Below are 24,410 nucleotides of genomic sequence, written 5' to 3' on the forward strand. Positions count from 1 at the left end.
ATGATCTCGCAAACCTCTGAACGCGGTCGGCGGCGGCGTGGGCGAGCGGCTGAAGCTGCGCCTCCGCCCCAGCGCGACGTGAACTATCGCCAGCTCAGGAATCCGTTCCCGCAGATGGAAGTGTTCCCGGCAGATCAGATCGCCGATATGCACGACACTGCCCTGCGTACGCTTGAAGAGCTTGGCGTCAAGGTCCTGCTGCCAGAAGCCCGCCGGATCTTTGCCGCAGGTGGCGCCCGCGTAGATGAGGACACCGAGATGGTTTTCATCGGGCGCGACATGGTCGAGGCCGCCATAGCCTCGGCCCCCAAATCAATTGCCTGTCGGGCAGGCGCGCGGCGACGTGATTTCACATTGGAACTGGGTTCATTGGTTTTTCAGCCCGGTGCCGGAGCCCCCAACGCCACAGATCTGGAACGGGGCCGCCGTCCCGCATCCGGGCAGGATTATCTGGAGTTCCTGAAGCTTACGCATCATTTCGACGTGTTCCAGATGATCTCACCTCAGGTCGAGCCGCAGGATGTGCCGACCCATTTGCGTCACTACTTTACGACAAAGGCGCAGATGGAGTTGACGGACAAATTCCCGTTCTTCTTCTCGCGCGGTACGCCGCAGGTGATGGATTGCTTTGAGATGCTCTCGACCGCGCGGGGGCTATCGGATGACGACTTCCGCGCTGGTCCGCATTGCTACACGATCATCAACACGAACAGTCCGCGCACGCTGGATATCCCGATGGCACAAGGGCTGATCGACTTCGCCCGCCATGGCCAGATGTCGATAATTACGCCCTTTACGCTGATGGGGGCCATGGCACCGATCACTGTGGCAGGCGCGATCACATTGTCTCATGCCGAGGCATTGGCGGCGCTGACCCTGACCCAGCTGATCAATCCCGGCGCGCCGGTGTGTTATGGCACCTTCACCAGCAATGTAGACATGAAATCGGGTGCGCCTGCTTTTGGAACGCCCTCGCATTTTCAGGCGTCACTTGCTGCGGGACAACTGGCACGGCATCTGGGCCTGCCTTGGCGATCCGCCGCTGGCTCGGCGGCGAATATCAACGACGTTCAGGCTGCGAATGAGAACCAGTTTGGCCTTTGGGGGTGTCTCATGGCCGGGGCCACCGTGATCATCCATTCCGCCGGTTGGCTCGAAGGCGGGCTGACTGTGTCCTTCGAAAAGATGATCTGTGACGCCGAAGTGCTGAACATGGTCGCCGAACTGTGCGCGGGGGCGCAGGCCGGCACTGATGAAATCGGCTTTGATACCGCCCTTCGCGAGGTCGAGCCCAGTGGACATTTCTTTGCCTCCAGTCAGACGATGGAGCGATACGACACCGAGTTTTATCAACCTCATGTCCACGACTACGCCAATTTTGGCACCTGGACCGAGCGTGGGTCACTGGATGCCAATAGGCGCGCAACCGGCGTGTGGAAGGACATTCTGAGCAACTTTCAGGCCCCTGACAGCGATAGCGACCGGTTGGGAGCCTTGCAGGATTTCATTGCGCGTCGTACTGCCGAAGGCGGCGCACCGCCGGAGAGTTGAATGAACACCAAACCGATCCTGCACCGGGACGATCCCAAGGCTGAACCGCTGGTCGGCAACGTCAAGGTCACGCGCGACGATTGGCTGAACGTTGCGATGGACGTGCTGATCTCGGACGGGGTGGACCAGATCAAAGTGCTGAGCCTGGCCGAGAGGATGGCCGTCTCGCGGTCGTCCTTCTACTGGTACTTCAAATCCCGGCAGGAGCTTCTGGATGCGCTGCTGGCGCGCTGGCAGGCGACCAATACAGCGGCGCTGATCGCGCAGGCCGAAGCCCCGGCCAACACCATCACAGGCGCGGTGTGCAATGTGCAGCGCTGTGTGGTGAACACTGATCTGTTCGACACCGCGCTGGACTTTGCCGTGCGCGACTGGGCGCGCAAATCGGGCAAGGTGCGGCGAGCGCTGGATCAGTCTGACGCGCGACGCTTGCAAGCGTTACACGCCATGTTCGCGCGATACGGTTACTCTGAGTTCGAGGCCGAAACCCGCGCGCGCGTCCTCTATTACATGCAGATCGGGTATGATCTGGCGCAGTTGAACGAGCCGATGGAAATGCGGTTGTCAATGGTGCCGCATTACCTCTACGTCTTTACCGGGGTCGCGCCGCAACCGGACGAAATCGAAGAATTCAGCGCCTATTCAAAGCGCTATTGGGAAGGAGATTCTGAATGAGCCAACCAGACGCAATCATCATCGGAACCGGTGTGATCGGGGCCGCCATCGCGTTCGAGATGGCCAAGGCCGGGTGGAAAACTCTGTCGCTGGACCGAAATGCGCAGGTCGGTCATGGCTCGACCGCGGGGTCTTGCGCGATCATTCGGATGCACTATTCGACCTTCGATGGCACGGCGTTTGCATGGGAAGGGTATCACTACTGGCGCGACTGGGCCGAGTATCTGGGCTTGCCCGCAGATGCCAATCTGGCGCAGTTTCGCGAAACCGGGTGTCTGGTGATGAAATCCGAGGCCAACGGGATGCTGGAAAAGCACATGCAGAACAGTGCCGATCTGGATTGCCCGTTCGAGGACTGGTCGCCCGAGAAAATCACCGAACGTCTGCCGGTCTACTCGCTGGACAGCTTTACACCGCCCAAACGGATGGATGACCCTGAGTTTGGTCAACCCAACGGACGCAAGATGCAGGGCGGCGTATTCTGGCCTCAGGCGGGATATGTCACCGACCCGGCCTTGTCGGCGCAAAACCTGATGGATGCCGCCAAACAGCACGGGGCCGAGGTACGCACCGGAGCCGAGGTGGTCGAGATTCTGACCGAGGGAGGTCGTGTGGCCGGGGTCAAACTGGCCTCGGGCGAGGAAATCCGGGCCAAGGTGGTGGTCAACGTGGCCGGGCCGGGCTCGGCGATCATCAACAAAATGGCCGATGTGCTGGGTGACATGACCATCGAGACCCGTCCGCTGCGGCAGGAGGTCGTCCACGTTCCCGCGCCGGAAGGGTTCGACTTTGAAAACGATGGGACCATCGTGTCCGACAGCGACATTGCCTGCTATTGCCGCCCCGAGCATGGCAACCACATTCTGGTCGGTTCGGAAGATCCCGAATGCGATCCGCATCAGTGGTGCGAGGATGACGTGCATTATAACCACGAATTCACGGATCAATGGACGACGCAGGCCATGCGCTATGCGCAGCGGGTTCCCAGCCTGGGTATTCCGTCCAAGACGCGCGGAGTGGTGGACCTGTATGATGCCTCGACCGACTGGATTCCGATCTATGACAAATCCAGCCTGCCCGGCTTCTACATGGCCTGTGGTACCAGCGGGAACCAGTACAAGAACGCGCCGATCGCGGGCAAGATGATGACGGCCCTGATCGAATACTGCGAGGGCGGGGCGGATCATGATGCCCAACCGCTGCAATTCGAGCTGCCATATATCAAGCGGATGATCGACGTGGGCTTCTATTCCCGCAAACGTCCGATCAACGAAGAAAGTAGTTTTTCGGTTCTGGGCTAGCCTGCGCGTCTCAATGGCCTAGGTCCTTCAGGAACCGTATGTGGGGCCGCGATGACCGAGCCAATGAACCGAGTTCTGATTCTGGGCAGCGCCCCCGGCGCGGTCGCTGCCCGGGATTGGCCTCGTCGAACCTTCACCCACATCGTGGCGATCAACAATGCCTGGCGCATCCGACCCGATTGGGACGTTTTGATTTACCCCGAGGATTTCCCGACCGCGAACCACCCCGGCAAAGTCGGTGATGGCCAACAAGTCGTCACTGCGCAGGACTATGTCCCGGTGCAAAACGCATTTGGAGGCTTCGTGTATGCTGGGGGTACCATGGCTTTCACCGCCGGATATTGGGCGCTTGCGGCGTTGCAGCCTGCGGTGATGGCCTTTTTCGGCTGTGACATGATCTATCCCAGCACCGGCAAGACCCATTTCTACGGAACGGGAACGGCTGATCCATTGCGCAACGATGTCACCCTTCGGTCGCTCGAGGCGAAATCGGCGCGTCTGGCCCTGTTTGGCGCTGTGCAAGGTTGCCGCGTTGTCCGGCTGTCGCAGGGCAAAAGCCGATTGCTGTTTCCCTCTGTGCAACTGGATGACCTGACAGCGGCTGACTTGCCCGCAACAAACGGGATGGGCGCGATTTTGCAGGCGGAAGACAGATTGGGATACCACGTCCCTTCGGGTCGATACTGGGAAGAGGAAGAAAGGTTCGACGCATCCCAACTGGATGAACTGGATCGTCAATGGCTACAGGCCTATGGGGCCGACATATCAGCGCACATTTCCTGAGCTGCCCCGATCAGGTGGCGAATTTCACCCACGCCCAGACCATCGCGATATAGGTCAGGTTGTGCATGCACTGATCCAACCCGGCTGCGCGCCAGAAAGCGGCCTGTGATGGCACAAGCTTCTTTTTGTCGGAATAACTTGCTTTGGCAAAGTCGATGTTGAAATGCACGATCCATTCCAGCGCGGCGATGATCAGGATGAAGGACCACGGCGCCCCGAAAAGCAAAAAGACGATGACTGAGCCGATAACATGCACGCCAGCATGCTGCGCACGGCCCCAGTGAAAATACTCACCGCGCCCGGACAACATCTTAGGAGTCTGGAGGTAATAGTCCGCAAACATATGTTTGATCTGCAATAAGCAGAGCATCAAAAACACTGCGCCTAGGCTGGCAGTCAAAGTGTTCCTCCCGATATCGTCCTAAAGCGAACATTAGGGGGTAAATGATTTTCGCGCAAATGAACTAGTTCACATAAGGCGGATTAATGTTCATGCCGGAAACTATTTGCGTCATCGGCTGAGATTGCTGTAAATTCAGGGTGTTGGATTTGCGACAGTTTCGGCAAGGTCGGATCGGTGATCCATAACAGGGGCAGGTTCCATAGAACGTACGATTTTCCGGTTTATTTGGAAGTACTCGAAACGCGACCAGCTGGTCCTGCTGGCCGTGACATCGACCTTGTTCCCGCTGCTGTACCTGACGCTGGAGTTGCCCAAACGCATCATCAACGATGCAATTGGTTCCAGCACACCCACGGTGGACGTTCTGGGATACACCCTGCCACAGACCACTTTTCTGATGGTGCTGTGTTTTGCCTTTCTGGCGGCTGTGCTGGCGCATGGTCTCATGAAGATGCGCATCAACACCATGAAAGGTGTGTTGAGCGAACGTATGTTGCGCCGGTTCCGGTATCAGTTGATCAACCGCGCCCTGCGCTTTCCTCAACCCTATTTTGAGCGGGTCAGTCAGGGCGAAATGGTCTCGATGATCACTGCCGAAAGCGAGCCGATGGGCGGGCTGATGGGCGACGCGATCAGTCAACCGGTGTTGCAGGCCGGGCAGATGATCACGATCTTGTCGTTCCTGTTTCTGCAAAGCGTCTGGTTCGGCCTGGCCGCCGTGGCATTGATCCCTTTGCAGGCTTGGTTAATTCCCAAGCTACAACGCCAGATCAATCTGCTGAACAAGAAACGTATTCAAGAAGTGCGCGTTCTTGCGGCGCAGATTGGTGAAAACGCGGCGGGGGCTTCAACCCTGCGCGGAAATGGCGGCTGGCGGTATCGTCGGGCGATGATCTCGGAACAGTTGGGGCGTCTGTTCGGCATTCGGTTCGAGATCTACCAGAAGAAATTCTTCATGAAGTTCATCAACAACTTCATCTCGCAACTGACGCCCTTCATGTTCTATCTGGTCGGCGGGTTGCTGGTTCTACAGGGGTCGGTCTCGCTGGGGGCGCTGGTTGCTGCTCTGGCGGCGTACAAGGACCTCAGTTCGCCGTGGAAGGAACTGCTGACCTATTACAACCAGACTCAGGACATGTCGCTGCGCTGGGACGTGGTGGTCGAACGTTTTGCGCCGCCCGGTATGCAGGACGAAAACCTGTTTGAGGGCGAGCCCGTATCTAAACCGCGTCTGAACGGGGACATCGTTCTGGACCGCGTCTCGGTCCGGGATATGGACGGCAATCAGGTGCTGGACGATCTGAACCTAAGCTTTCCTGCGGGCAAAAACATAGGCATCGCCGCCCCCAGCGAAGAGGATCGCCGCGCTGTGGCCGAACTGCTGACCCGGGAAATCCTGCCCAGTTCGGGCCGGGTCGAGGTCGGCAGTGAAAACCTGTCGGCCCTGCATCAGAGCGTGGTAGCCGCGCGGATCGGATATGCCTCGTCCCGACCGGTCATGTTTCAGGGAACGCTGGGTGACAACGTCATGATGCCGATGCGCCTGAAACCTTTGCAGGACCATTCGGATGAGCCGGGTTTTGCCGAAACCAAACGTGCAGGTAATAGCACCGATCCATTCCGGGCCGATTGGCTTGATCCGTCTTTGGCGGATCTGAACAGTCCGGCAGAGCTGCGCGATTGGTGGCTGCACCTGATTGACGGAATGGGCTCGGGCGCGGCTTTGTTCCAGCGCGGGTCAGAACAGGTTTTTGACGCAGACGAGCACCCGGAGCTTGCGCGCAAGCTGGTCGAACTTCGCCCGCTGGTTCAACAAGCCGTGCAGGATGCCGGGCTGGAACAGCAAGCGCTGGTCTTTGATTGGGATACGTACAACCCGGCCTTACCGGTTTTGGAAAACCTTTTGTTTGCCACCCCCAGCGTGACCGTCACGCAGGAACTGCTGGCGCGCCAAACCATTTTCCTCGGTCAATTGCGAGAGTTGGGGCTGGATGAAACGCTGGTGCATCTGACCCGCGACGTGATCGAAATGCTGCGCCAGATCTTCGGTCTGGATGGCACAGACCACCCGCTGTTCCGTAAGCTGGGGCTTGAGGCGCAGACTTACGAAACCGCGTTGGAGCTGGTCGAACGAACACGTAATGAGGGTGTGTCCGGTTTGGATGACGAGCAACTCGCCAACCTGCTGGCCGTACCCTTCGTGATTTCGGCCGAACAGATCGGACCTGCGTTTACGGATGAGCTCAAGAACCGCATCCTCGAACTGCGCCACAGCCATTCCGAAAAGCTGATGGAGCGGCTGCATGACGTCTTCGTGCCGCTCAAAAAAGACGCGTTCGCCCCCGGCCTGACGGTGATGGAAAACGTTCTGTTCGGTAAGGTCAGCCAGATTGGCGGCGGGCGCTCGGATGAGGCGCGCAAGCTGATTGTCGATGTGCTGGACGAAAACGGAGCGCGCCCTCTGGTGGTCGAGCTGATCTATGACGTGCCCGTTGCGATCGGCGGTCAGAACCTGCCTGCGGTCTTTGCCGAGCCGCTGGCGTTCACTCGCGCCACGATCAAGAAACCGGACATCCTGATCTTGGAAAACGCGCTTGCCAGCTATGACATGGCGACCAAGGTGGCGGTCTACAAAAACCTCCGGTCGCTGTTGCCAGACACTACGGTGATCTACCTGAACGATCACTTTGAGAACCCGGATGTATTCGACACATACGTCGAAATCAGGCAGGGTCGGGTGGTCACGGATGAAGGACCGGCCCAAGTGGAAGAAGACAGCGCAGCCTCAGCCGACCTTGCGCGCAAGTTGCGTGCGTTGGAACAGACCCCACTGTTCTCGGGGCTGGACCGCAGGCAGCTGCGCCTGCTGGCCTTCGGTGCGCGCTGGTTTGATGCCAAGCCGGGTGAGATCGTCTTCCTGAAAGACGACCAGCCGACGGACGGTGCCTATGTGGTGCTCGAGGGCGAGGCAGGGCTGTATCTGCCTCAGATGGAAGGCCCCGACCAGTTAATCACTAAGGTCGGCCCGGGGGCATTAGTCGGAGAGCTGGGGCTGATCCGCAAGGAACCTCGTGCGTTGAGCATGATTGCCGAGACGGACCTGTCCTGTTTGCGGATTGGTGAAGAAGAATTCCTCGCCGTGGTCGAAAACGATGCCGCGACCGCGTTTAAACTGATGCAGGTGATTGCGGGCTACGTTTCGAACTAGGTCTCCGGTTTGCAGAACAGATTGTAAAGCAGCCCTATGACCTGCGCCGTATTCCCATCTTGCAGCGAATAGTAAATCGTCTTGCCGTCTCGACGGGTTGAGACCAGCCGTTCCTGCCGCAGACGCGCCAGCATCTGGCTCACGGCGGCCTGACGGATTTGCAGCAGGTCTTCCAGCTGCCCAACCGATTTTTCGCCCTCGCCCAGATGGCATAAGATCATCAGCCGACCTTCATGGGCCAGCGTTTTTAGAAACGCCGAAGCCCGCGCAGCGCTTTCTTTCATCTCTGCGGGGTCTTCTGGGTGGGCGCCTTTGTCGTCCTGGTCTTTGATGGTCACGCGCGTCCTGCTTCGCAACTTGGGGTTCAGCCAATATGCCCCAATTCAGAGCGGTTTGTCACCCCTCGGTCGCTGGCGCGCCGCCCTGAAAGGAATTTCCGTTCACATAATCACAAGGTTTTTCCTGCATTTGCAGGTGCAACCCGTCGCCGGTGTAGGGATGCGCGCGGGCCAGATCCTCGTCTACCTCGATTCCCAACCCGGGGGCCGTCGGGGCCGTCACAAAGCCCTCATCTACGCGCAGCGCGCCTTTGATCAACTGATCGTGGAACGGCGTTTCGATGGTCTCAAGCAACAACAGGTTTGGGATCGACGCGGCCAGATGGATATTGGCCGCCCATTCCACCGGACCCGCGTAGAGATGCGGTGCCATCTGAGCGTTGAACACCTCGGCCATGGCGGCGACCTTCTTCATTTCCCAGATGCCGCCGGCGCGACCTAGGGCGGGTTGCAGAATCTCGGCGGCCCCTGCGCGCAGAACGGCTCCGAATTCGGCCTTGGTCGTCATACGCTCTCCGGTTGCGACGGGGATGCGGACATTGCGGGCAACGCGGGCCATGTCTTCGATCATGTCGGGCGGGGTGGGTTCCTCGAACCACAGCGGCGCGTAGGGTTCCAGTGCCTGCCCCAGACGGATCGCGCCTGCGGTGTTGAACTGGCCGTGGGTGCCGAACAAAAGGTCTGCCTTGTCACCAACCGCCTCGCGGATCGCTTTGCAGAAGGCCACCGACATTGAAATATCCGACATCGCAGGCATATGCCCACCGCGGATCGTGTAGGGACCGGCGGGGTCGAACTTGACCGCTGTAAAGCCGCGCCGCGCCATCTCAGCCGCGGCCTCTCCGGCCTGCTCGGCAGAGGTCCAGAAATCGGTCAGGTTATGCTGGGGCAGAGGGTAGAGGTAGGTATAGGCGCGGATGCGCTCGTTCATCAGACCGCCCAGCAGGGCATAAACCGGACGGTCGCGATCCTTGCCCAGAATATCCCAGCAGGCAATTTCCAGCCCCGAAAACGCGCCCATCACGGTCAGATCCGGGCGTTGAGTGAAGCCGCTGGAATAGGCGCGGCGGAACATCAGCTCGATATTCTCGGGGTTTTCGCCCAGCATGTGCCGTTCGAATACATCCCGGATCACGTGGCGCATCGCCTCGGGTCCAACCGAAGAGGCGTAGCATTCGCCCCAGCCAGTGATCCCGGTATCAGTAGTGACTTTAACCAGTATCCAATAGCGCCCACCCCAGCCCGGCGCGGGCGGAGCGGTGACGATGATGTCGAGGTCTTGCAGTTTCATCCGGTGTCCTCCCCGGTTCGCGTCAGCTTCTGTCGAACACGATAACGTTGCGCTTGGCCGATCCGGTTTTGGTATCCTCGATCGCCTCGTTGATCTGACCCAGAGACCAGCGGCCCGAGATCAGCTCGTCCAGTTTCAAGCGCCCCTGTTCATAGAGGTCGATCATCCACGGGATATCGCGCTGAATGACAACATCACCCATTTTCGAGCCGACTACACCCTGACCCAACGAGGCCAGCATCACCGGTTCATAGGTGGACATATCACCCGAATGCGGCATGCCGATCATGATCGCCTTGCCACCCCGGCCCAGATAGCGTGGGGCCTGATCATAGGCCGGAATCGCGCCGACCGTGATCAGGACGGCATCTGCGCCTCGCCCGCCCAGCGCTTTGATCGCGGCATTCCACGGTTCTTCCAGGCTCGCCAGAACGCCGTGTGTCGCGCCAAATTCTTTGGCGATTTCCAGCTTTTCCTCGGTCATGTCGACGGCCACGATTCGGCGTGCTCCGGCAAGGCGTGCGCCCTGAATGGCGTTCAGGCCGACACCGCCCGCGCCGATCACCACGACATCCTGACCAGGGCGCAGCTGGGCGGCGTTCACCGCTGCGCCAACCCCGGTGATCACGCCGCAGGACAGCAGGCTGGCCACATCTTTCGGCATGGTGTCCGGGATTTTCACAATCTGCCGGTGGCTGACGACGACTTTCTCGGCAAAGGCTCCGCAGGCCATGGCCTGATCCAACGGGCCGCCATCGGCGGTCTGCAATGGGCCGTTGAGGGTGTCATAAGGTGTTTCGCATATGGTCGGTTGCCCCCCAGCGCAGGACGGACAAGACCCGCAGGCGCGGACCAGAGTTACCACCACAGCGTCGCCAACCTTGAAATCTCCGGCCGCTTCCCCGGTTGCAGTGATGACGCCGGCGGCCTCATGCCCGTAGACAGCAGGCAGATTGCCGCCCCAAGCACCGCTGGCGTAGGTAATGTCGGAATGGCAGATCGCCACTGCATCCAGCGTTACTTCGACCTCGCCCATACCCGGCGGAGCAATCAATACGTCTTCGATGACCAGAGGTTCCTTGAACGCCCGGCAGACGGCAGCTTTGATCGTTTGCATTATATCCCTCATTCCCTTTGCGCCACGGTGGCGCGGGAAAATTCATGCTGCAAGACGGAAACCGTCATCAGCGCGTCGTTGTTACGCCACGGCAGGGCGAGAACGCCAAAACAGCGCGAATCCAACGATCATCAACAGCATCGCCAACAGAAACGGCGCGCCGGGCAGGTAGAACGCTGTGTCTGGTTTGATGAACTGCGCAAAAACGGTCGTCATCACCAGCGGAGAGATCACCATCGATAGCGCATGCAGAGAGGTGAGGACGCCTTGCAACTCTCCCTGCTGCGAATCTGGTGTGGCGCGAGATGTCAGCGCTTGGAGCGCAGGGGTCACGACGGCTCCGATTGCCGTGATCGGGATCAGCATCAGGGCGATGAAGCCGTTGGTCAGGAAGGCCAGCAACAGGAAACTGACGATCTCGAACGCCATACCGTAGATGATCGTGACACGCTCACCCAGATAGCGAGTCGCAGGTCGGATAAGGCCGCCTTGCACGGCGGTCATGCCGATTCCGTAAACGCCGAGGGACAGGCCGATCATCTGTGGCGACCAGCCAAAGCGCTCGGTCGTGAAATAGGCCCAGATCGCGGGGTAGACGTAGATCGACACCGAATAGAGGAAATAGACCCATAGCATCGGGCGGATGCCGGGCAGGGCGGCGATGGCGCGCAGCGAATTGACCGGGTTGGCGCGCCTCAGGCTGAAGGCGCGGCGGGTCTTGTCCGTAACCGTCTCGGGCATGACCAGCAGACCGGACAGAAAGGTCACGGCCGACAGGGCTGCTGCGGCCCAAAACGGTGCGCGGGTGCCATATTCGGCCAGTAACCCACCGATGACCGGGCCGAGTACAAAGCCGACCCCGAAGGCCGCGCCAAGCAAGCCAAAATTTGCAGCTTTCTCATGCGGTTTGGACACGTCCGCCATGAACGCGGCGGCTGTGGCGTGGGTTGCGGCGGTTATGCCTCCGACAATACGCCCTGCCAGCAGCAACCAGATGCTGCCCGCCAAGGCCATCACCACATAGTCCAGCGACATGACGAACAGCGACACCAACAGGATTCGTCGGCGCCCATAGGCATCAGATAAATTGCCAAGGATCGGGCCGAACACGAACTGCATCGCGGCAAAGGCGGTGCTCAGCACGCCTCCCCAGATCGCGGCGTCTGCCAATGTGCCGCCCTGAACCTCAACGATCAGTTCGGGCATGATGGGCAGCACCAGACCGATGCCCATGGCGTCGATCATGACTGTTCCGAGAACGAAGAGAAAAGGCAGACGCATGGCAACCGTTGATGAGTTTCCCCCGGACCCTATCACGCCTGCTGCACCTGTGAAGCGCCAGTTACGTGGGGTTATGCCGCCGGTAGTTTTTGTTCCAGATCGTCAAGGATTTCGGCCAGGTGGCGGGGATGCGAAAAGAACGGGGAATGCGAGCTGTTGATCGCTGCTCGCAGTTCTTCCGGTGCGATGTGGCTCATCTGTTCTTCGTATTCGGGTGGGATCGTGTGATCATCTGTAGCGCGGATATAGGCCTTGGGAACACGCGCGAAATTCTCGGATAAGGGCAGCGGAGTATCCTGCGGAGCGATAGCCTGCGGGCACAGACGTGCAAAAGCATAAGGCACGGTGTCGGGGGGGCAGTCGTGGTAAAACAGGTCCTGCACCATGTCCGGTTTGACCGTGTAGGATACGCCATCTGCTGATTTCTCAACCGCGTCGACGATGGGTTGCCTGGGCGCGCGCTTGCGCATCTCGACCATGGACAGGCCATCGCGGGGGACATAGGCGCAAAGATAGATCAGCGCGCGCATGGCACCCGGCGCAGCCTCGGCCGCGGCGCTGATGGGGTAGCCGCCCCAGGAATGGCCTACGATGATTGTTTGCGGAGTGCTGGCGTCCAGAACCGCATCGCGGCAACTGTTCAGTGTGACGTTGGCAATCGGTGTCGGGTCAGAGCCGTGGCTAGGCAAGTCAATGGCGCGAGCGGTATGGCCGAGTGCCTCAACGGCGGGGATCAGGTCGCGCCAGCACCATGCGCCGTGACAGGATCCGTGGACTAACAGAAAATCTGCCAAAACCGTGCTCCTTCAAATGTGCCCGATATCGGACAGGAAACTGCGCAGCAGGGCGGCGTATTCCTTGGGTTGTTCGACACAGGGCAGATGACCCGCCTTGCGCATCAGCTCGAATCTGGAACCGGGGATCAGGTCAATGGTTTCGCGCACCAGATCGGGCGGGGTTGAGCCATCCTCGCTGCCGGCGATACCCAGCGTCGGCAATCGCAATCCGCTGGTGGGAGTGTAGAAATCCGTTCCCGAAATCGCGGCGCAGCAGCCCAAATAGCCATCGACCGGTTGCCGCACCATCATGTTGCGCCACAGCAGGTGTTCCGGTGACGCCCGGAAGGGCTTCGAGAACCACCGCTCCATCGTCGCATCTGCCAGCGCCTCAATGCCGCCATCACGTACGGCATCAATTCGTTGTTGCCAGATCGGAGGCGTTCCTATCTTGGCCGCAGTGTTCGAAAGCACCAGCGCGCGAACCTGATCCATGCGTTTCACGGCCAGACCCTGTGCAATCAGCCCGCCGATGGACAGGCCGACAAAGACGCAGTCGCGAACATTCAGATGATCGAGCAGGGTCTCAGCATCCCGCACCAGCGCGCCCATCGAATACGGGGCCGGGGGTTGCGACGACAAGCCATGACCGCGTTTGTCATAGCGGATGATCCTCAGCCCCTCGGGCAGGTGCGGCAGCATCGCGTCCCAAAGGCGTAGATCGGTGCCAAGCGAATTGGCAAACACAACAGGCGCGCCATCGGGGTCACCATCGACCCGATAGTGCAACTGCACCTCTCCGAAATCTGCGATTTGCATGACTCAATCCCCTGTGGTCATACGTTAAAACATATATGTGGCCCAACTCTTGATCTATGTCAGGTCAGGAATTCCAGCGCTTTTCCAAAGACTTCCGGGTCCGTATTGCCGCCGGATGCCACAACAATCACCGCGTCGCCTTCGATTTCATCCTTGCGAAACAACGCTGAGGCCAGCGACACCGCACCCCCGGGTTCCAGCACGATTTTCAGGCGCAGAAAGGCTTGGGCCATGGCGCGCATTGCCTCTTCTTCTGTGACCGAAAGGCCCGGGCCGCACAGGCGTTTCAGAATTGGAAAGGTAACGTCTCCGGGTTGCGGCGTCAGGATCGCGTCGCAGATATTGCCCGCAGCGGCGTCGTTTTTCTGAATCTGACCACTGGCCAGCGAGCGTTTCACGTCATCGAATCCTTTTGGCTCGCACGGACGGGCGCGCAGACCGGGCGCGTGGCCTTCAAGCGCCAGAGCGATCCCCGAGGTCAGCCCGCCTCCACCGCAACAGATCAGAACGTCGGCCTGCTCAACACCCATGGTGGCGGCCTGACGGGCGATCTCCAGACCGGTTGTGCCCTGACCAGCAATCACCTGCGGTTCGTCATAGGGGCGGATCAGAGTCAGGCCGCGTTCGCTGGCCAGAGCCTCGCCAATTTCTTCCCGGCTTTCGTTGGCGCGGTCATACAGAACAACCTCACCGCCCAGCGCACGGGTATTGTTGATCTTCAGTTGCGGTGCATCCGAGGGCATGACGATCACAGAGGAGATTCCGTGTAGGGCGGCCGCCCGCGCCACGCCCTGTGCGTGGTTGCCCGAGGAAAAGGCGATCACGCCGCGCGCCCGGTCCGCCTCGTCCAGCGCCGAAATTGCTGACCATGCGCCGCGAAACTTGAAACTGCCGGTATGTTGCAGGCACTCGGGCTTTACCAGAACACGCCGCCCGGCCAGCTCATCCAGAAACGGAGAGGTCAGTAGTGGCGTTTCCCGAACATGGGCCCGCAAGCGTTCGGCGGCGGCTTCGATCATTTCCAGCGTGCTCATACGGTGTCCAATACGTTGCGGATCAGGTCCAGCGACTGCGGTTCGTCCAAAAACGGCACATGGCCGCGATCCGGCACTTCGGCAGATATAAGGTCGGGGTGCCGTTCGTGCATCTCCATCAGCGTGTCCTTGCCGAGGAGGTCGGAATTCTCACCGCGAATAACACCTGTCGGGATTTTGCGCAGAGCTTCGAAGAGTGCCCACAAATCCACGGCCGCACCCTCTGCCGCTTGGTTCAGCAGCGCCGTGCGAAGCGCCGGGTCATAGCGCAGGGACAATCCATGGGCGGTTTGCCGGTATTGGAACTCCGCCTGTTGCCGCCAGCGGTCCAGCGAAACGCCGGGGAATTGCGGGCGCATCACTTGAAGCAGTGCCTGTGCCGCTTCGTCATAGGTTTTGGCGACCGGCTTTTGGCCGACGTAGTCCATGATCTTGGCGATGCCCGTGGGTTCGATCACGGGGCCGACGTCATTCAGGATCACGGCGGATAACCGATCCGGGTAACTGGCGGCAAGGGCCATGGCGATCAGCCCGCCGCGCGAAGTGCCGATCAGTGACACGCGGTCCAGCCCCAGATGATCGAGCAGTTCGATCACATCAAGCGACTCGCGCGGAACACTGTAGTTCATGAAATCCGGGTCAAAGTCCGATCGCCCACGCCCCCGGTAATCCATCGTGATCATCCTCAGATCGGCAATGTGCGGCGCAAGAAATGAGAAATCCTGACTGTTACGCGTCAACCCGGCAAGGCACAGCACAGGGGCGCCGGTTCCGGTGTCCTCAAAATACAAGCGCTTGCCATCGGAGGTTGTGAAAAAAGCCACTAGAGACCGGCCAGTTGCGGGATTGTCGTCAGGTCAGACAGAACATGGGCCGGGCTCCAGGGCAAGCGATCCATCGGCTCTTGGGCGCGGTTGACCCACGCGGTCGTAAAGCCGTAGCCGCTGGCCCCGGCGGCGTCCCACCCGTTTGAGCTGACGAACAGAACCTCATCCCGGTCGCCTCCAAAACGTTGCTGCACCAGATCATAGACGGTGGAGTGGGGCTTGAAGACACCGACGCTTTCGACCGACAGTACGTCATCCAACAGACCGCCAATCCCGGCGGATTGCACCGCGCCATCCAGCATGGGCGGCGACCCGTTGGACAGAATCGCCGTTTGCAGACCTCCGGCCTTGAGATCAGCCAGCATTTGGGGAACCTCAGAGTAGGCCTGCAATTGCCAATACAGATCCAAAAGTCGTTGGCGTAGTGTCGGATCGCTGTCCAGTCGGGTGGCCTCTAACGCCCAGTCCAGCCCATCCTGCGTCACGTCCCAGAAGTCGGTGTGCGCATCGGTGATCGCGCGCAACCATGTGTATTGCAGTTGCTTCAGCCGCCAATGATTGGCGAGTTCCGGCCATTTCTGCTGCAATTTCTCAAAGCCGGGCTCTGCCGCAGCCTGCCGCGCGGCGGCGGCGACATCGAACAGCGTGCCATAGGCATCGAATACGCATGTGGTGATCGGCATCGGCTCTCCCCTCTTGGTTGCGCGCAGGTTGGCACAAGAGTTGACACTGAAAAAGAGGGAAGGGTTTACAATATCGTGTCACCCCCTAGGGTTGCCCGCTCACTTTCCTAACGGCCGGAGGCCACCCATGACCGAGATCAAACAAGGCGACACGGTTCGCATCCACTACAAGGGAACGCTGATGGACGGCAACGTGTTCGACAGTTCCGAAGGACGCGACCCGCTGGAATTCGTGGTCGGGTCGGGCCAGATCATCCCCGGGCTGGATACGGCCATGCCGGGTCTGACGGTGGGTGAGAAAAAGCGGGTCGAGATTGCCTGCGTGGATGCGTATGGCCCCATCAACCCGGCGGCCCGTCAGCAGATCCCGCGTGAAGGCATCCCGGATGACATTCCGCTGGACCTTGGGACTCAGCTACAGATGCAAACCCCGGATGGGCAGGCTTTGCCTGTGACCGTGGTCGAAGTGGATGAAGCAACCGTCACGCTGGACGCGAATCATCCCCTGGCAGGGAAGGACCTGATTTTCGATATCGAGGTTGTTTCGATAAACTGACCGCCATGCAGCGGGATATTGGATCAGCCGGAAATGAGGCTGGTCCAGGTTGCGAGGGTCGCACGGACGTCCGGCTGTGTGAAGAATACAAACAGCATCAGCAACGTGGTCAATGCCAGCAGCGCGATACGGCCGCGTTGACCCAGAAAACCCTGTTTGCCCCGGGAAACCCGGGAGTTGCTTGCGACGATTTGATCAGCTTTGCTCATGCGGTCATCCCTGCCTGCAAAAGATGGTTAAATCTTGGCGCGGGCAGGGAAAGATCAGGTCACATGTGATCGGGTTGCGGCATGCCCAGAACGTGGAAGCCTCCGTCAACGCGGATGATCTCGCCCGAGGTGCAGGCCCCGGCATCCGAGGTCAGGTAAACCGCTGTGCCACCGACCGCTTCCAATGTTGCATTCGCGCGCATCGGTGCGTTCTGATCGCAGAACTTGTAGGTCTTGCGAGCGCCACCGATGGCCGCCCCGGCCAGCGTTTTCATCGGTCCGGGTGAGATGGCGTTGACGCGGATGCCGTCGGGGCCCAGATCGTTGGCCAGATAGCGCGTTGCCGATTCCAGCGCCGCCTTGGCGACACCCATCACGTTGTAATTCGGCACAACGCGATTCGATCCCTGATAAGTCAGGGTCAGCAACGAACCGCCATTCTCCTGCATCAGGGGATAGGCACGGCGCGCGACTTCGATGAAGGAATAGGCCGACACATCCATCGAGTGTTTGAAGTTCGCCCGCGTGGTGTTCAGGAACCGGCCGGTCAGTTCGGATTTGTCTGAATAAGCGATGGCGTGGACGACAAAATCAATCGTTGGCCAGCGCGCGCCCAGTTCGTTGAACGCACGGTCCAGAGACTCGTCGTCGGTGACGTCCGCATCGACCATGAAATCGCTGCCCAGGCTTTGCGCCAGAGGCTCAAGCCGTTTGCCGAATGCCTCACCCTGATAGGTAAAGGCCAGTTCTGCGCCCGCTTCGTGCATGGCCTTGGCAATGCCCCATGCAATCGACCGGTCATTTGCCACGCCCATGATCAGGCCGCGTTTGCCCTTGAGAAGTTCCGACATCGTGTTCACCCGTTATACTTGGACAGAACCATGGATCCGTTGGTGCCGCCAAAGCCGAAGCTGTTGGTCATCACGCTGTCCAAGCCTGCGTTTTCAACTACTTGAGTAGCAATTTCACCGGGCAGGATGCCTTCGGCTAGTGTGTCGACGTTGATCGACGGAGTAATAAAGTCATTGTCCAGCATCAGCAGGCAGAAGATCGCTTCAAGCGCGCCTGCTGCACCCTGTGCGTGACCTGTCATCGACTTGGTCGATGAAATCGGCGGCACGTTGCCTTCGCCAAAAATGCGGCGGACAGCTTCGACTTCGCCGACGTCACCGACCGGGGTCGAAGTGCCGTGGGCGTTGATGTAGCCGACCTTGCGGCCTTCGGGGACAGTGGCCAGCGCCAGACGCATCGCGCGCTCGCCGCCTTCGCCCGACGGGGCCACCATGTCATGACCGTCCGAGGTGGCGGCATATCCTGTGACCTCGGCATAGATTTTCGCGCCACGGGCAAGAGCATGCTCAAGATCTTCCAGCACGACGATGCCGCCGCCGCCGGAAATCACGAACCCGTCGCGGTTTTCGTCGAATGCGCGCGAAGCTTTCTCGGGCGTGTCATTGTATTTTGACGACATCGCGCCCATCGCGTCGAACAGGCAGGACAGGGTCCAGTCCAGCTCTTCGCCACCACCTGCAAACATCACGTCCTGCTTGCCCAGCATGATCTGTTCGGCTGCGTTGCCGATGCAGTGCAGCGAGGTCGAGCAGGCCGAGGTGATCGAATAGTTAATGCCCTTGATCTTGAACGCGGTCGCCAAGTTCGCAGAAATCGTCGAGCACATGCATTTCGGCACGGCAAACGGCCCAATCCGCTTGGTCGCGCCGGTTTTCAGTACTGTCTGATGTGCCGTCAGCATGGCGCTGGTCGATGGGCCACCGGACCCGGCCACCAGGCCGGTGCGCGGGTTGACCACCTGTTCCTCGGTCAGGCCCGAATCCGCAATCGCCTGGCTCATGGCGATATGCGCATAGGCCGCGCCCGGACCCATAAAGCGCAGGGTGCGCTTGTCCACATGCTCGGCCACGTCAATCTTGAGCGTTCCGGCGATCTGGCTGCGGAAGCCATGTTCGACCATCTGTTCGTTGGCCTCGATGCCGGATTTGCCTGCTTTGAGCGAGGCAAGAACCTCTTCGGCATTGTTCCCGATCGAGGAGACGATCCCCAAACCGGTGACGACGACGCGACGCATATGCGTACTCCTGTGTTCCGTTCCCTTTTGCGTGTCCTCAGCTGGGGTCAGCTTTCGGACAATGCAACCTTCATGTCCTTGACCTGATAGATCACTTCGCCATCCGCTTCGACCCGGCCATCGGCCACGCCCATGGTCAGGCGGCGGGTTTGCACGGCCTTGGTGAAGTTGACGTAGTATGTCAGCATCTTGCGGTCGGGGCGCACCATTCCGGTCAGTTTGACCTCACCCACGCCCAGCGCATATCCGCGCCCCTGCCAGCCGCGCCAGCCCAAGTTGAACCCGGTGAGCTGCCACAGACCGTCCAGACCCAGACAGCCGGGCATGATCGGGTTGCCGGGGAAATGGCAGTCAAAGAACCACAGATCGGGCGTGATATCGAATTCAGCCACAACATGGCCTTTGCCATGTTCGCCGCCGTCGCCCGAAATATCGGTGATGCGGTCCATCATCAGCATCGGCGGGGCGGGCAATTGCGCGTTTCCGGGGCCGAATAACTCGCCACGGGCGCATTTCAGCAGATCGTCCTTGTCAAAGCTGCTCGGGAATTGGGCCATTCTGCCGCCTCTCCTGCCAGGGGTCTGTTTATATATCTGGCCTCACCTAGCACCCGTATGCAAGGTCCTGCAAGAGCAGTGGGCCACATCATGTTGTGTTCAGCCTATAGTTTGCGAATGAATTTCATTTGAAATTGCATGACCATCGCCCTTATATATAGCTGAGCAGAGAACAGGTTTCGGATTCATGACGCCTAATAGCCAGAACATAGCCACGAATTGGTTAGTTGACGCAGGTTTGCGTCCAACGCGTCAGCGCGTGGCCTTGGCCGAATTGCTGGTGGGTGATGGTCGTCACCGCCATGTCACGGCGGAAAGCCTGTTTGAGGCGGCAAAGACGAATGGCGATGCCGTGTCTCTGGCCACTGTTTACAACACTCTGCGCGCATTTTGCGAGGCAGGCGTGTTGCAGGAAATCACGGTGGACGGGTCGAAAAGCTATTTCGACACCAATACGCATGATCATCCGCATTTCTTCTGGGAAGACGAAGGCCGCTTGAGCGATGCGCCATCGGACCAGCTGGTGATTCAGCGCCTTCCGGAAGCGCCCGAAGGGGTCGAGATCGCGTCAGTTGATGTCGTGATCCGTCTGCGCAAGAAGTAACATCACCTCATTAGTTTGGTCAGCGCGCATTGGTGTACGCCGTTTTGCGGGCGAATGCGCCCGGTAAGTGCGCCCTAGAAAGATATCGCTTGAACAGAGGGCCGTCTCATGAGCAGATCGCGCAACCCCAAGGCACGGAGACTGACATGACACACCCTCTGGTCACGCAAGAGATGATCGACACCTATCAGCAAGACGGTGTTGTGCTGATCAAAGGGCTGTTTGCGGATCACGTCGATACCCTGCGCGAGGGGGTTGCTGTGAACATGGACGAACCGGGTCCTTTTGCGTCGGACAACAAAAAAGAAGGCCAAACCGGTCTGTTCTTTGACGACTACTGCAACTGGACCCGTATTCCTCAGTTTCGCGAGGTGATCGAGACCTCTCCGGCGGCTGAAGTTGCGGCCGATCTGATGCAATCGCAGAGCGTGCAGATGTTCCACGACCATGTGCTGGTCAAGGAACCGGGAACCTCGATGGCAACCCCGTGGCATCAGGACGGGCCGTACTACTTTGTTGAAGGTCGGCAGACCATCAGCTTCTGGTCGCCGCTGGATCCGGTGAAACAAGCCACGCTGCGCTGCGTGGCCGGGTCGCATCGGTGGGAGAAAGAGGTGCTGCCGACCCGCTGGGTTTCGGAAGAAGGGTTCTTTCCTGACGAAGGTCAGTACATACCGATCCCGGACCCGGATGCCGAAGGCATGAGGGTCGTCGAGTTTGAGATGGAGCCGGGCGATGCCGTAGCTTTCAACTATCGCACGCTGCATGGTGCGCGCGGCAACCATTCCGACAGCCGCCGCCGGGCGTTTTCGCTGCGTCTGGTCGGCGATGACGCGCGCTATGTGGAGCGTCCGGGTCGCACGTCTCCGCCGTTTCCGGGGCATGACATGACCCCCGGCCAGCGTTTGCGCGAAGATTGGTTCCCGGTGCTATTGCAGCGCTAGGGGCGTTCAGAACCACTGCCCTGATTCGATCAGCCCCAGATCTAGCAACTGACCGGACGTCCACTGAAACGGAACTGAGTTTTTCCAACAGAAACTAGGGATGTCAAAGGTGGACCCTGCGTTGGTCTTCAACGCCTTGGCGGCACGGAATGAGCATATGGCGGCGGTCATATTGTGGTGCCACGGGCAGGAATAAGTGTTGTACTCTGGCTCGTTGAAGGTGTGATCGGGGCTCAGTTCCAACCCTTTGCTGGTTTTGAACAGGGCGATCCGGTCGATACGGCGGCGCTCATATGGGATGTGATCCTCGAACCGCCAGCGCAGACCGCCGGACATGTCCAACTGCCGCTCGACCGGGTGGCCCTCGGCGTTATGGCGGGTGTGTGCGTAGTATCCCGTGCTGTCCAGCATCGCGCGATCCGGGGCGACTCCATTTGGAAAGGCGTTCAGGTCATCGGCATAGAGGTCGATGACATGACTCAGCATCGCGTCCCGGCGTTCCTCGGTATGGAAGGCAAGCAACTCTCCGACCGTACGGGTCTCGCAAAACGGAAAGAACAGATATTCGGCGTTGTAGCAGTAATACATCCAGATACCGGGCTCGGCCTGAATGATCCTGTTGATTGTGTCGAATACGATGGCACCGGGGACACAGCTCAGGTTGACGCGATGGATGCGATCCGAAAGCTCGGGGTCCAGTTCAAACTCTGGTGGCATGAGGGCGACCACCGATTTGAACCCTAGTTGCAGGTGGTGCCGGAGGGTGCTTTCAACCTCGACCATGTCTTCGACAAAGATCAGCGCGACCGGACCTTTGGAAAGGGCGGATTTGCCCGCACTTAGGAAATTATCAAGAGAGTCGTATCGCATTGCCTGTCTGGTTCCACTTGGCTGGAATCTGCGGCCAAAATCGGGTATCCGCCTCGGCATTGCAAGCAGCGTTCGTAAGGTATAGACGACGCCGATCCCGCGAATCCAAAGGCCATACTCATGTCAGAACCCAAAAAGCTGTACATCAAAACCTATGGTTGCCAGATGAACGTCTATGACAGCGAACGCATGTCCGAGACGCTGGGCGGGCAGGGCTATGTCGAAACGCAAAGCCCCGATGACGCGGATATGATTCTGTTGAACACTTGCCATATCCGGGAAAAGGCTGCTGAAAAGGTCTACTCTGAGCTGGGTCGCTTCAAGGGTTTGAAGGCGGAAAAGCCTGATCTGAAGATCGGCGTTGCGGGATGTGTAGCGCAGGCCGAGGGCGAAGAGATCATGCGCCGCCAGCCGCTGGTCGATCTGGTTGTCGGGCCACAAAGCTATCACCGCCTGCCCGAGATGGAGGCAAAGACGCGCACCGGTGCCAAGGCGCTGGACACGGATTTCCCTGAGGAAGACAAGTTCGAGAAACTCAAGAACCGCCCCAAGGCCAAACGCGGCCCGACGGCGTTTCTGACCGTGCAGGAGGGCTGCGACAAGTTCTGTGCCTTCTGCGTGGTACCCTATACCCGAGGTGTCGAAGTCAGCCGCCCGGCCGATCGCATTATTCGCGAGGCGCAGGACCTGGTCGAACGCGGCGTGCGCGAGATCACTCTGCTGGGTCAGAACGTCAACGCCTATCACGGCGCGGGCGCGAACGGCGACATGACGCTGGCTGGTTTGATCTGGGAGTTGAACAAGGTCGATGGGCTGGAGCGTATCCGCTTTACCACTTCGCACCCCAATGACATGGCTGATGACCTGATCGAGGCGCATGGAACTTGTGACAAGCTGATGCCTTATCTGCACCTGCCGGTGCAATCTGGCTCGGACCGAATCCTCAAACGGATGAACCGTAGCCATACCGCCGATAGCTATCTGCGGCTGATTGAGCGCATCCGGGCCGCGCGTCCCGATATTGTGATGTCGGGCGATTTCATCGTCGGTTTCCCCGAAGAAACCGACGAGGATTTTCAGGCGACGATGGATTTGGTCGAGCAGGTCAAATACGGGTACGCCTATTCCTTCAAATACTCGACCCGCCCCGGAACGCCAGCGGCAGAGCGGCCTCAGGTTGACCCCGCGGCAGCGGATGAGCGTCTGCAACGCCTTCAGGCCTTGATCACCCAGCATCAGCGGGAAATTCAGGACGCGATGGTGGGTCGCAAGGTGCGGGTGCTGTTTGAGAAAACCGGACGGTTGCCGGGTCAGATGGTTGGAAAATCCGAATATCTGCACTCGGTCCATGTGTCTGAAGCTGACGTTGCGGTCGGTGATCTGCGAGAAGTTTTGATCACTGATTCCGGCGCGAACTCTTTGGCGGGCGCGCTGGTCTGAGAAGTCGCGCCCCAGCGGTTGTAAACGTCACAACTGGCGTATGTTTCCAAAATTTACCCTTGATTTATCACTTGGTTCTATGGTCCGAGAGAGGCCAGATTTTTGCGGGGCTCGCGTTTTGGGTGCCTAAGAAAACGAATCTGTGCCGACCTGAACAAATCGGTCAGGACGATGGAGGGTGCGAGTGGATTTTCAGAAACGTTGTCATAGGCCTAACGGCCTGTTTGCTCTGTCGGTTTTGGTGCTGAGTTCCATATTCTCAAGCGCAACAGTTGCAGGGAATCTTGATCAGGGCCTTTCTGACCCTCCTGTTGTCACCCCTCAGCGTTTTGGCAGTGATGTCAGTGCCTTCTATCTGGGTCTAAGCGGTGGATATGCGACCGACGGCACTGACCGTTTCGGGCTCAGAACACCTGCCGGCGTTTTCGGGCTGGGCGAACTGGATCTAAACGGCAGCTATGGTGGCATCCGAGGTGGCTGGCGCGGTGTCGTTCCGGCCAAGGGCGGTCGCGATTACGTCTATGGTTTTGAATTAGGCTATGATTTCGGTTCGCTAGACGACGAAGTCACGAGCCAGATCGGAGGCACCACCGTAACCGGAAGTTCAGAGGTTTCGAACGTCCTGTCGGTTCGTTTTCGCAACGGTCTGACCAACAAAAGCGGCTCGACTCTGTATTTTGTTTCAGCCGGACTTGTCCGCGGGGATGTGCGTACATCCTCCAGTCTCACTGCTGGTGGCAACACGCAGCCGTTTGAAGAAAATGATCACCGCCAGGGATTTTCCGCCAGTATTGGTGCAGAGCACAGGTTAAGCGACAACTGGTCGATTACCGGTGAGTATGAATATGTGCAGTTCGACTCGGAAGACGTTGTTTTTTCGAACGGCTTTTCGACAAAATCCACGCCGCGCTATCAGGCTTTGAGATTCGGGCTGAACTACACGTTCTAAACTCAGAACGCTGGGTCTTTCGGCGCTTTTACCATCCGTTTCGGAAAAATTGAATCTGTGGCTTGCGCCCACCAGAAATTGTTGTCACGCTCAGGATGAAACGCCAAG

At 59.1% G+C, this 24,410-nt stretch carries 25 protein-coding genes; 10 read left to right on the forward strand and 15 right to left on the reverse strand.

The window, feature by feature from the left end; genetic code table 11:
* The 4 genes from ACOQOY_RS15850 (at position 1) to ACOQOY_RS15865 (ending at position 4,310) form a co-directional block, all read left to right on the forward strand.
* The gene (locus ACOQOY_RS15850; protein ID WP_420586329.1) at positions 1-1,551 is read left to right on the forward strand and encodes a trimethylamine methyltransferase family protein; all 1,551 of its coding nucleotides are present in this window, start codon (positions 1-3) and stop codon (positions 1,549-1,551) included.
* Positions 1,552-2,226, forward strand: a complete 675-nt coding sequence (locus ACOQOY_RS15855; protein ID WP_420586330.1) for a TetR/AcrR family transcriptional regulator — start codon at positions 1,552-1,554, stop codon at positions 2,224-2,226.
* Positions 2,223-3,527, forward strand: coding sequence for an NAD(P)/FAD-dependent oxidoreductase (locus ACOQOY_RS15860; RefSeq protein WP_420586331.1), 1,305 nt, complete (start codon positions 2,223-2,225; stop codon positions 3,525-3,527). The genes ACOQOY_RS15855 and ACOQOY_RS15860 overlap by 4 nt, the downstream gene beginning before the upstream one ends.
* Positions 3,528-3,590: 63 nt before the next feature.
* Positions 3,591-4,310 carry a hypothetical protein gene (locus tag ACOQOY_RS15865; RefSeq protein ID WP_420586332.1) on the forward strand — a complete coding sequence of 240 codons (720 nt, stop codon included), beginning with the start codon at positions 3,591-3,593 and terminating at the stop codon, positions 4,308-4,310.
* Positions 4,311-4,320: 10 nt separating this feature from the next.
* On the opposite strand, the gene ACOQOY_RS15870 is transcribed toward ACOQOY_RS15865, so the two are convergent.
* Positions 4,321-4,680 (reverse strand): DUF3307 domain-containing protein, encoded by a 360-nt coding sequence (locus ACOQOY_RS15870; RefSeq protein WP_420587254.1) that lies wholly within the window; start codon positions 4,678-4,680, stop codon positions 4,321-4,323.
* A 244-nt stretch (positions 4,681-4,924) separates the two neighbouring features.
* Between ACOQOY_RS15870 and ACOQOY_RS15875 the strand changes: the two genes are divergently transcribed.
* The gene (locus ACOQOY_RS15875) at positions 4,925-7,921 is read left to right on the forward strand and encodes an ABC transporter transmembrane domain-containing protein (RefSeq protein ID WP_420587255.1); all 2,997 of its coding nucleotides are present in this window, start codon (positions 4,925-4,927) and stop codon (positions 7,919-7,921) included.
* On the opposite strand, the gene ACOQOY_RS15880 is transcribed toward ACOQOY_RS15875, so the two are convergent.
* The 9 genes from ACOQOY_RS15880 to ACOQOY_RS15920 all read right to left on the reverse strand — a co-directional run bounded on the left by ACOQOY_RS15880 (position 7,918) and on the right by ACOQOY_RS15920 (position 16,087).
* On the reverse strand, positions 7,918-8,205 hold the full coding sequence (locus ACOQOY_RS15880) for an ArsR/SmtB family transcription factor (RefSeq protein ID WP_420587256.1): 288 nt from the start codon (positions 8,203-8,205) through the stop codon (positions 7,918-7,920). The two genes, ACOQOY_RS15875 and ACOQOY_RS15880, sit on opposite strands and share 4 nt — an antisense overlap.
* A gap of 112 nt (positions 8,206-8,317) precedes the next feature.
* Positions 8,318-9,550, reverse strand: a complete 1,233-nt coding sequence (locus tag ACOQOY_RS15885; protein ID WP_420586333.1) for a mandelate racemase/muconate lactonizing enzyme family protein — start codon at positions 9,548-9,550, stop codon at positions 8,318-8,320.
* A 22-nt stretch (positions 9,551-9,572) separates the two neighbouring features.
* The gene (locus ACOQOY_RS15890) at positions 9,573-10,667 is read right to left on the reverse strand and encodes a Zn-dependent alcohol dehydrogenase (protein ID WP_420586334.1); all 1,095 of its coding nucleotides are present in this window, start codon (positions 10,665-10,667) and stop codon (positions 9,573-9,575) included.
* Between the two features lie 81 nt (positions 10,668-10,748).
* Entirely contained in the window at positions 10,749-11,948 is a 1,200-nt protein-coding gene (locus ACOQOY_RS15895) for a TCR/Tet family MFS transporter (protein ID WP_420586335.1), read from the reverse strand.
* Between the two features lie 71 nt (positions 11,949-12,019).
* Entirely contained in the window at positions 12,020-12,742 is a 723-nt protein-coding gene (locus tag ACOQOY_RS15900; RefSeq protein ID WP_420586336.1) for an alpha/beta fold hydrolase, read from the reverse strand.
* A 12-nt stretch (positions 12,743-12,754) separates the two neighbouring features.
* On the reverse strand, positions 12,755-13,543 hold the full coding sequence (pcaD, locus tag ACOQOY_RS15905; protein ID WP_420586337.1) for a 3-oxoadipate enol-lactonase: 789 nt from the start codon (positions 13,541-13,543) through the stop codon (positions 12,755-12,757).
* A gap of 59 nt (positions 13,544-13,602) precedes the next feature.
* Positions 13,603-14,577, reverse strand: a complete 975-nt coding sequence (locus ACOQOY_RS15910) for a threonine ammonia-lyase (RefSeq protein ID WP_420586338.1) — start codon at positions 14,575-14,577, stop codon at positions 13,603-13,605.
* Positions 14,574-15,401 (reverse strand): alpha/beta fold hydrolase, encoded by an 828-nt coding sequence (locus ACOQOY_RS15915; protein ID WP_420586339.1) that lies wholly within the window; start codon positions 15,399-15,401, stop codon positions 14,574-14,576. The genes ACOQOY_RS15910 and ACOQOY_RS15915 overlap by 4 nt, the downstream gene beginning before the upstream one ends.
* Positions 15,401-16,087: a haloacid dehalogenase type II gene (locus ACOQOY_RS15920; protein ID WP_420586340.1), complete on the reverse strand. Its 687-nt coding sequence runs from the start codon at positions 16,085-16,087 to the stop codon at positions 15,401-15,403. Before ACOQOY_RS15920 ends, ACOQOY_RS15915 begins: the two co-directional genes overlap by 1 nt.
* 127 nt (positions 16,088-16,214) lie before the next feature.
* Between ACOQOY_RS15920 and ACOQOY_RS15925 the strand changes: the two genes are divergently transcribed.
* Positions 16,215-16,643 carry an FKBP-type peptidyl-prolyl cis-trans isomerase gene (locus ACOQOY_RS15925; RefSeq protein WP_420586341.1) on the forward strand — a complete coding sequence of 143 codons (429 nt, stop codon included), beginning with the start codon at positions 16,215-16,217 and terminating at the stop codon, positions 16,641-16,643.
* Between the two features lie 23 nt (positions 16,644-16,666).
* Here ACOQOY_RS15925 and ACOQOY_RS15930 read toward each other — a convergent pair whose 3' ends face one another.
* From ACOQOY_RS15930 to fabA, 4 genes are read right to left on the reverse strand one after another with little or no spacing between them, the layout of a single operon-like run.
* A complete protein-coding gene (locus ACOQOY_RS15930; protein WP_420586342.1) occupies positions 16,667-16,852 on the reverse strand; it encodes a hypothetical protein in 186 nt (61 codons plus the stop codon).
* A gap of 59 nt (positions 16,853-16,911) precedes the next feature.
* Positions 16,912-17,703: an enoyl-ACP reductase FabI gene (locus ACOQOY_RS15935; protein ID WP_420586343.1), complete on the reverse strand. Its 792-nt coding sequence runs from the start codon at positions 17,701-17,703 to the stop codon at positions 16,912-16,914.
* 5 nt (positions 17,704-17,708) lie between these two features.
* The gene (fabB, locus tag ACOQOY_RS15940) at positions 17,709-18,938 is read right to left on the reverse strand and encodes a beta-ketoacyl-ACP synthase I (RefSeq protein ID WP_420586344.1); all 1,230 of its coding nucleotides are present in this window, start codon (positions 18,936-18,938) and stop codon (positions 17,709-17,711) included.
* Between the two features lie 47 nt (positions 18,939-18,985).
* The gene (gene fabA / locus ACOQOY_RS15945; protein WP_420586345.1) at positions 18,986-19,495 is read right to left on the reverse strand and encodes a bifunctional 3-hydroxydecanoyl-ACP dehydratase/trans-2-decenoyl-ACP isomerase; all 510 of its coding nucleotides are present in this window, start codon (positions 19,493-19,495) and stop codon (positions 18,986-18,988) included.
* 187 nt (positions 19,496-19,682) lie between these two features.
* On the opposite strand from fabA, the gene irrA reads away from it, so the two are divergent.
* The gene (irrA, locus tag ACOQOY_RS15950; protein WP_420586346.1) at positions 19,683-20,099 is read left to right on the forward strand and encodes an iron response transcriptional regulator IrrA; all 417 of its coding nucleotides are present in this window, start codon (positions 19,683-19,685) and stop codon (positions 20,097-20,099) included.
* 146 nt (positions 20,100-20,245) lie between these two features.
* Positions 20,246-21,043 carry a phytanoyl-CoA dioxygenase family protein gene (locus ACOQOY_RS15955; RefSeq protein WP_420586347.1) on the forward strand — a complete coding sequence of 266 codons (798 nt, stop codon included), beginning with the start codon at positions 20,246-20,248 and terminating at the stop codon, positions 21,041-21,043.
* Positions 21,044-21,049: 6 nt separating this feature from the next.
* Here ACOQOY_RS15955 and ACOQOY_RS15960 read toward each other — a convergent pair whose 3' ends face one another.
* Positions 21,050-21,913: a hypothetical protein gene (locus tag ACOQOY_RS15960; protein WP_420586348.1), complete on the reverse strand. Its 864-nt coding sequence runs from the start codon at positions 21,911-21,913 to the stop codon at positions 21,050-21,052.
* Positions 21,914-22,033: 120 nt separating this feature from the next.
* Between ACOQOY_RS15960 and miaB the strand changes: the two genes are divergently transcribed.
* Together miaB and ACOQOY_RS15970 are read left to right on the forward strand one after the other, a co-directional pair.
* Positions 22,034-23,353, forward strand: coding sequence for a tRNA (N6-isopentenyl adenosine(37)-C2)-methylthiotransferase MiaB (gene miaB, locus ACOQOY_RS15965; protein WP_420586349.1), 1,320 nt, complete (start codon positions 22,034-22,036; stop codon positions 23,351-23,353).
* A gap of 184 nt (positions 23,354-23,537) precedes the next feature.
* Positions 23,538-24,302 (forward strand): outer membrane protein, encoded by a 765-nt coding sequence (locus ACOQOY_RS15970; protein WP_420586350.1) that lies wholly within the window; start codon positions 23,538-23,540, stop codon positions 24,300-24,302.
* Positions 24,303-24,410: the final 108 nt, after the last annotated feature.

It is taken from the genome of Ruegeria sp., assembly GCF_965221235.1.
In the GTDB taxonomy this organism is placed as follows: Bacteria; Pseudomonadota; Alphaproteobacteria; order Rhodobacterales; family Rhodobacteraceae; genus Ruegeria.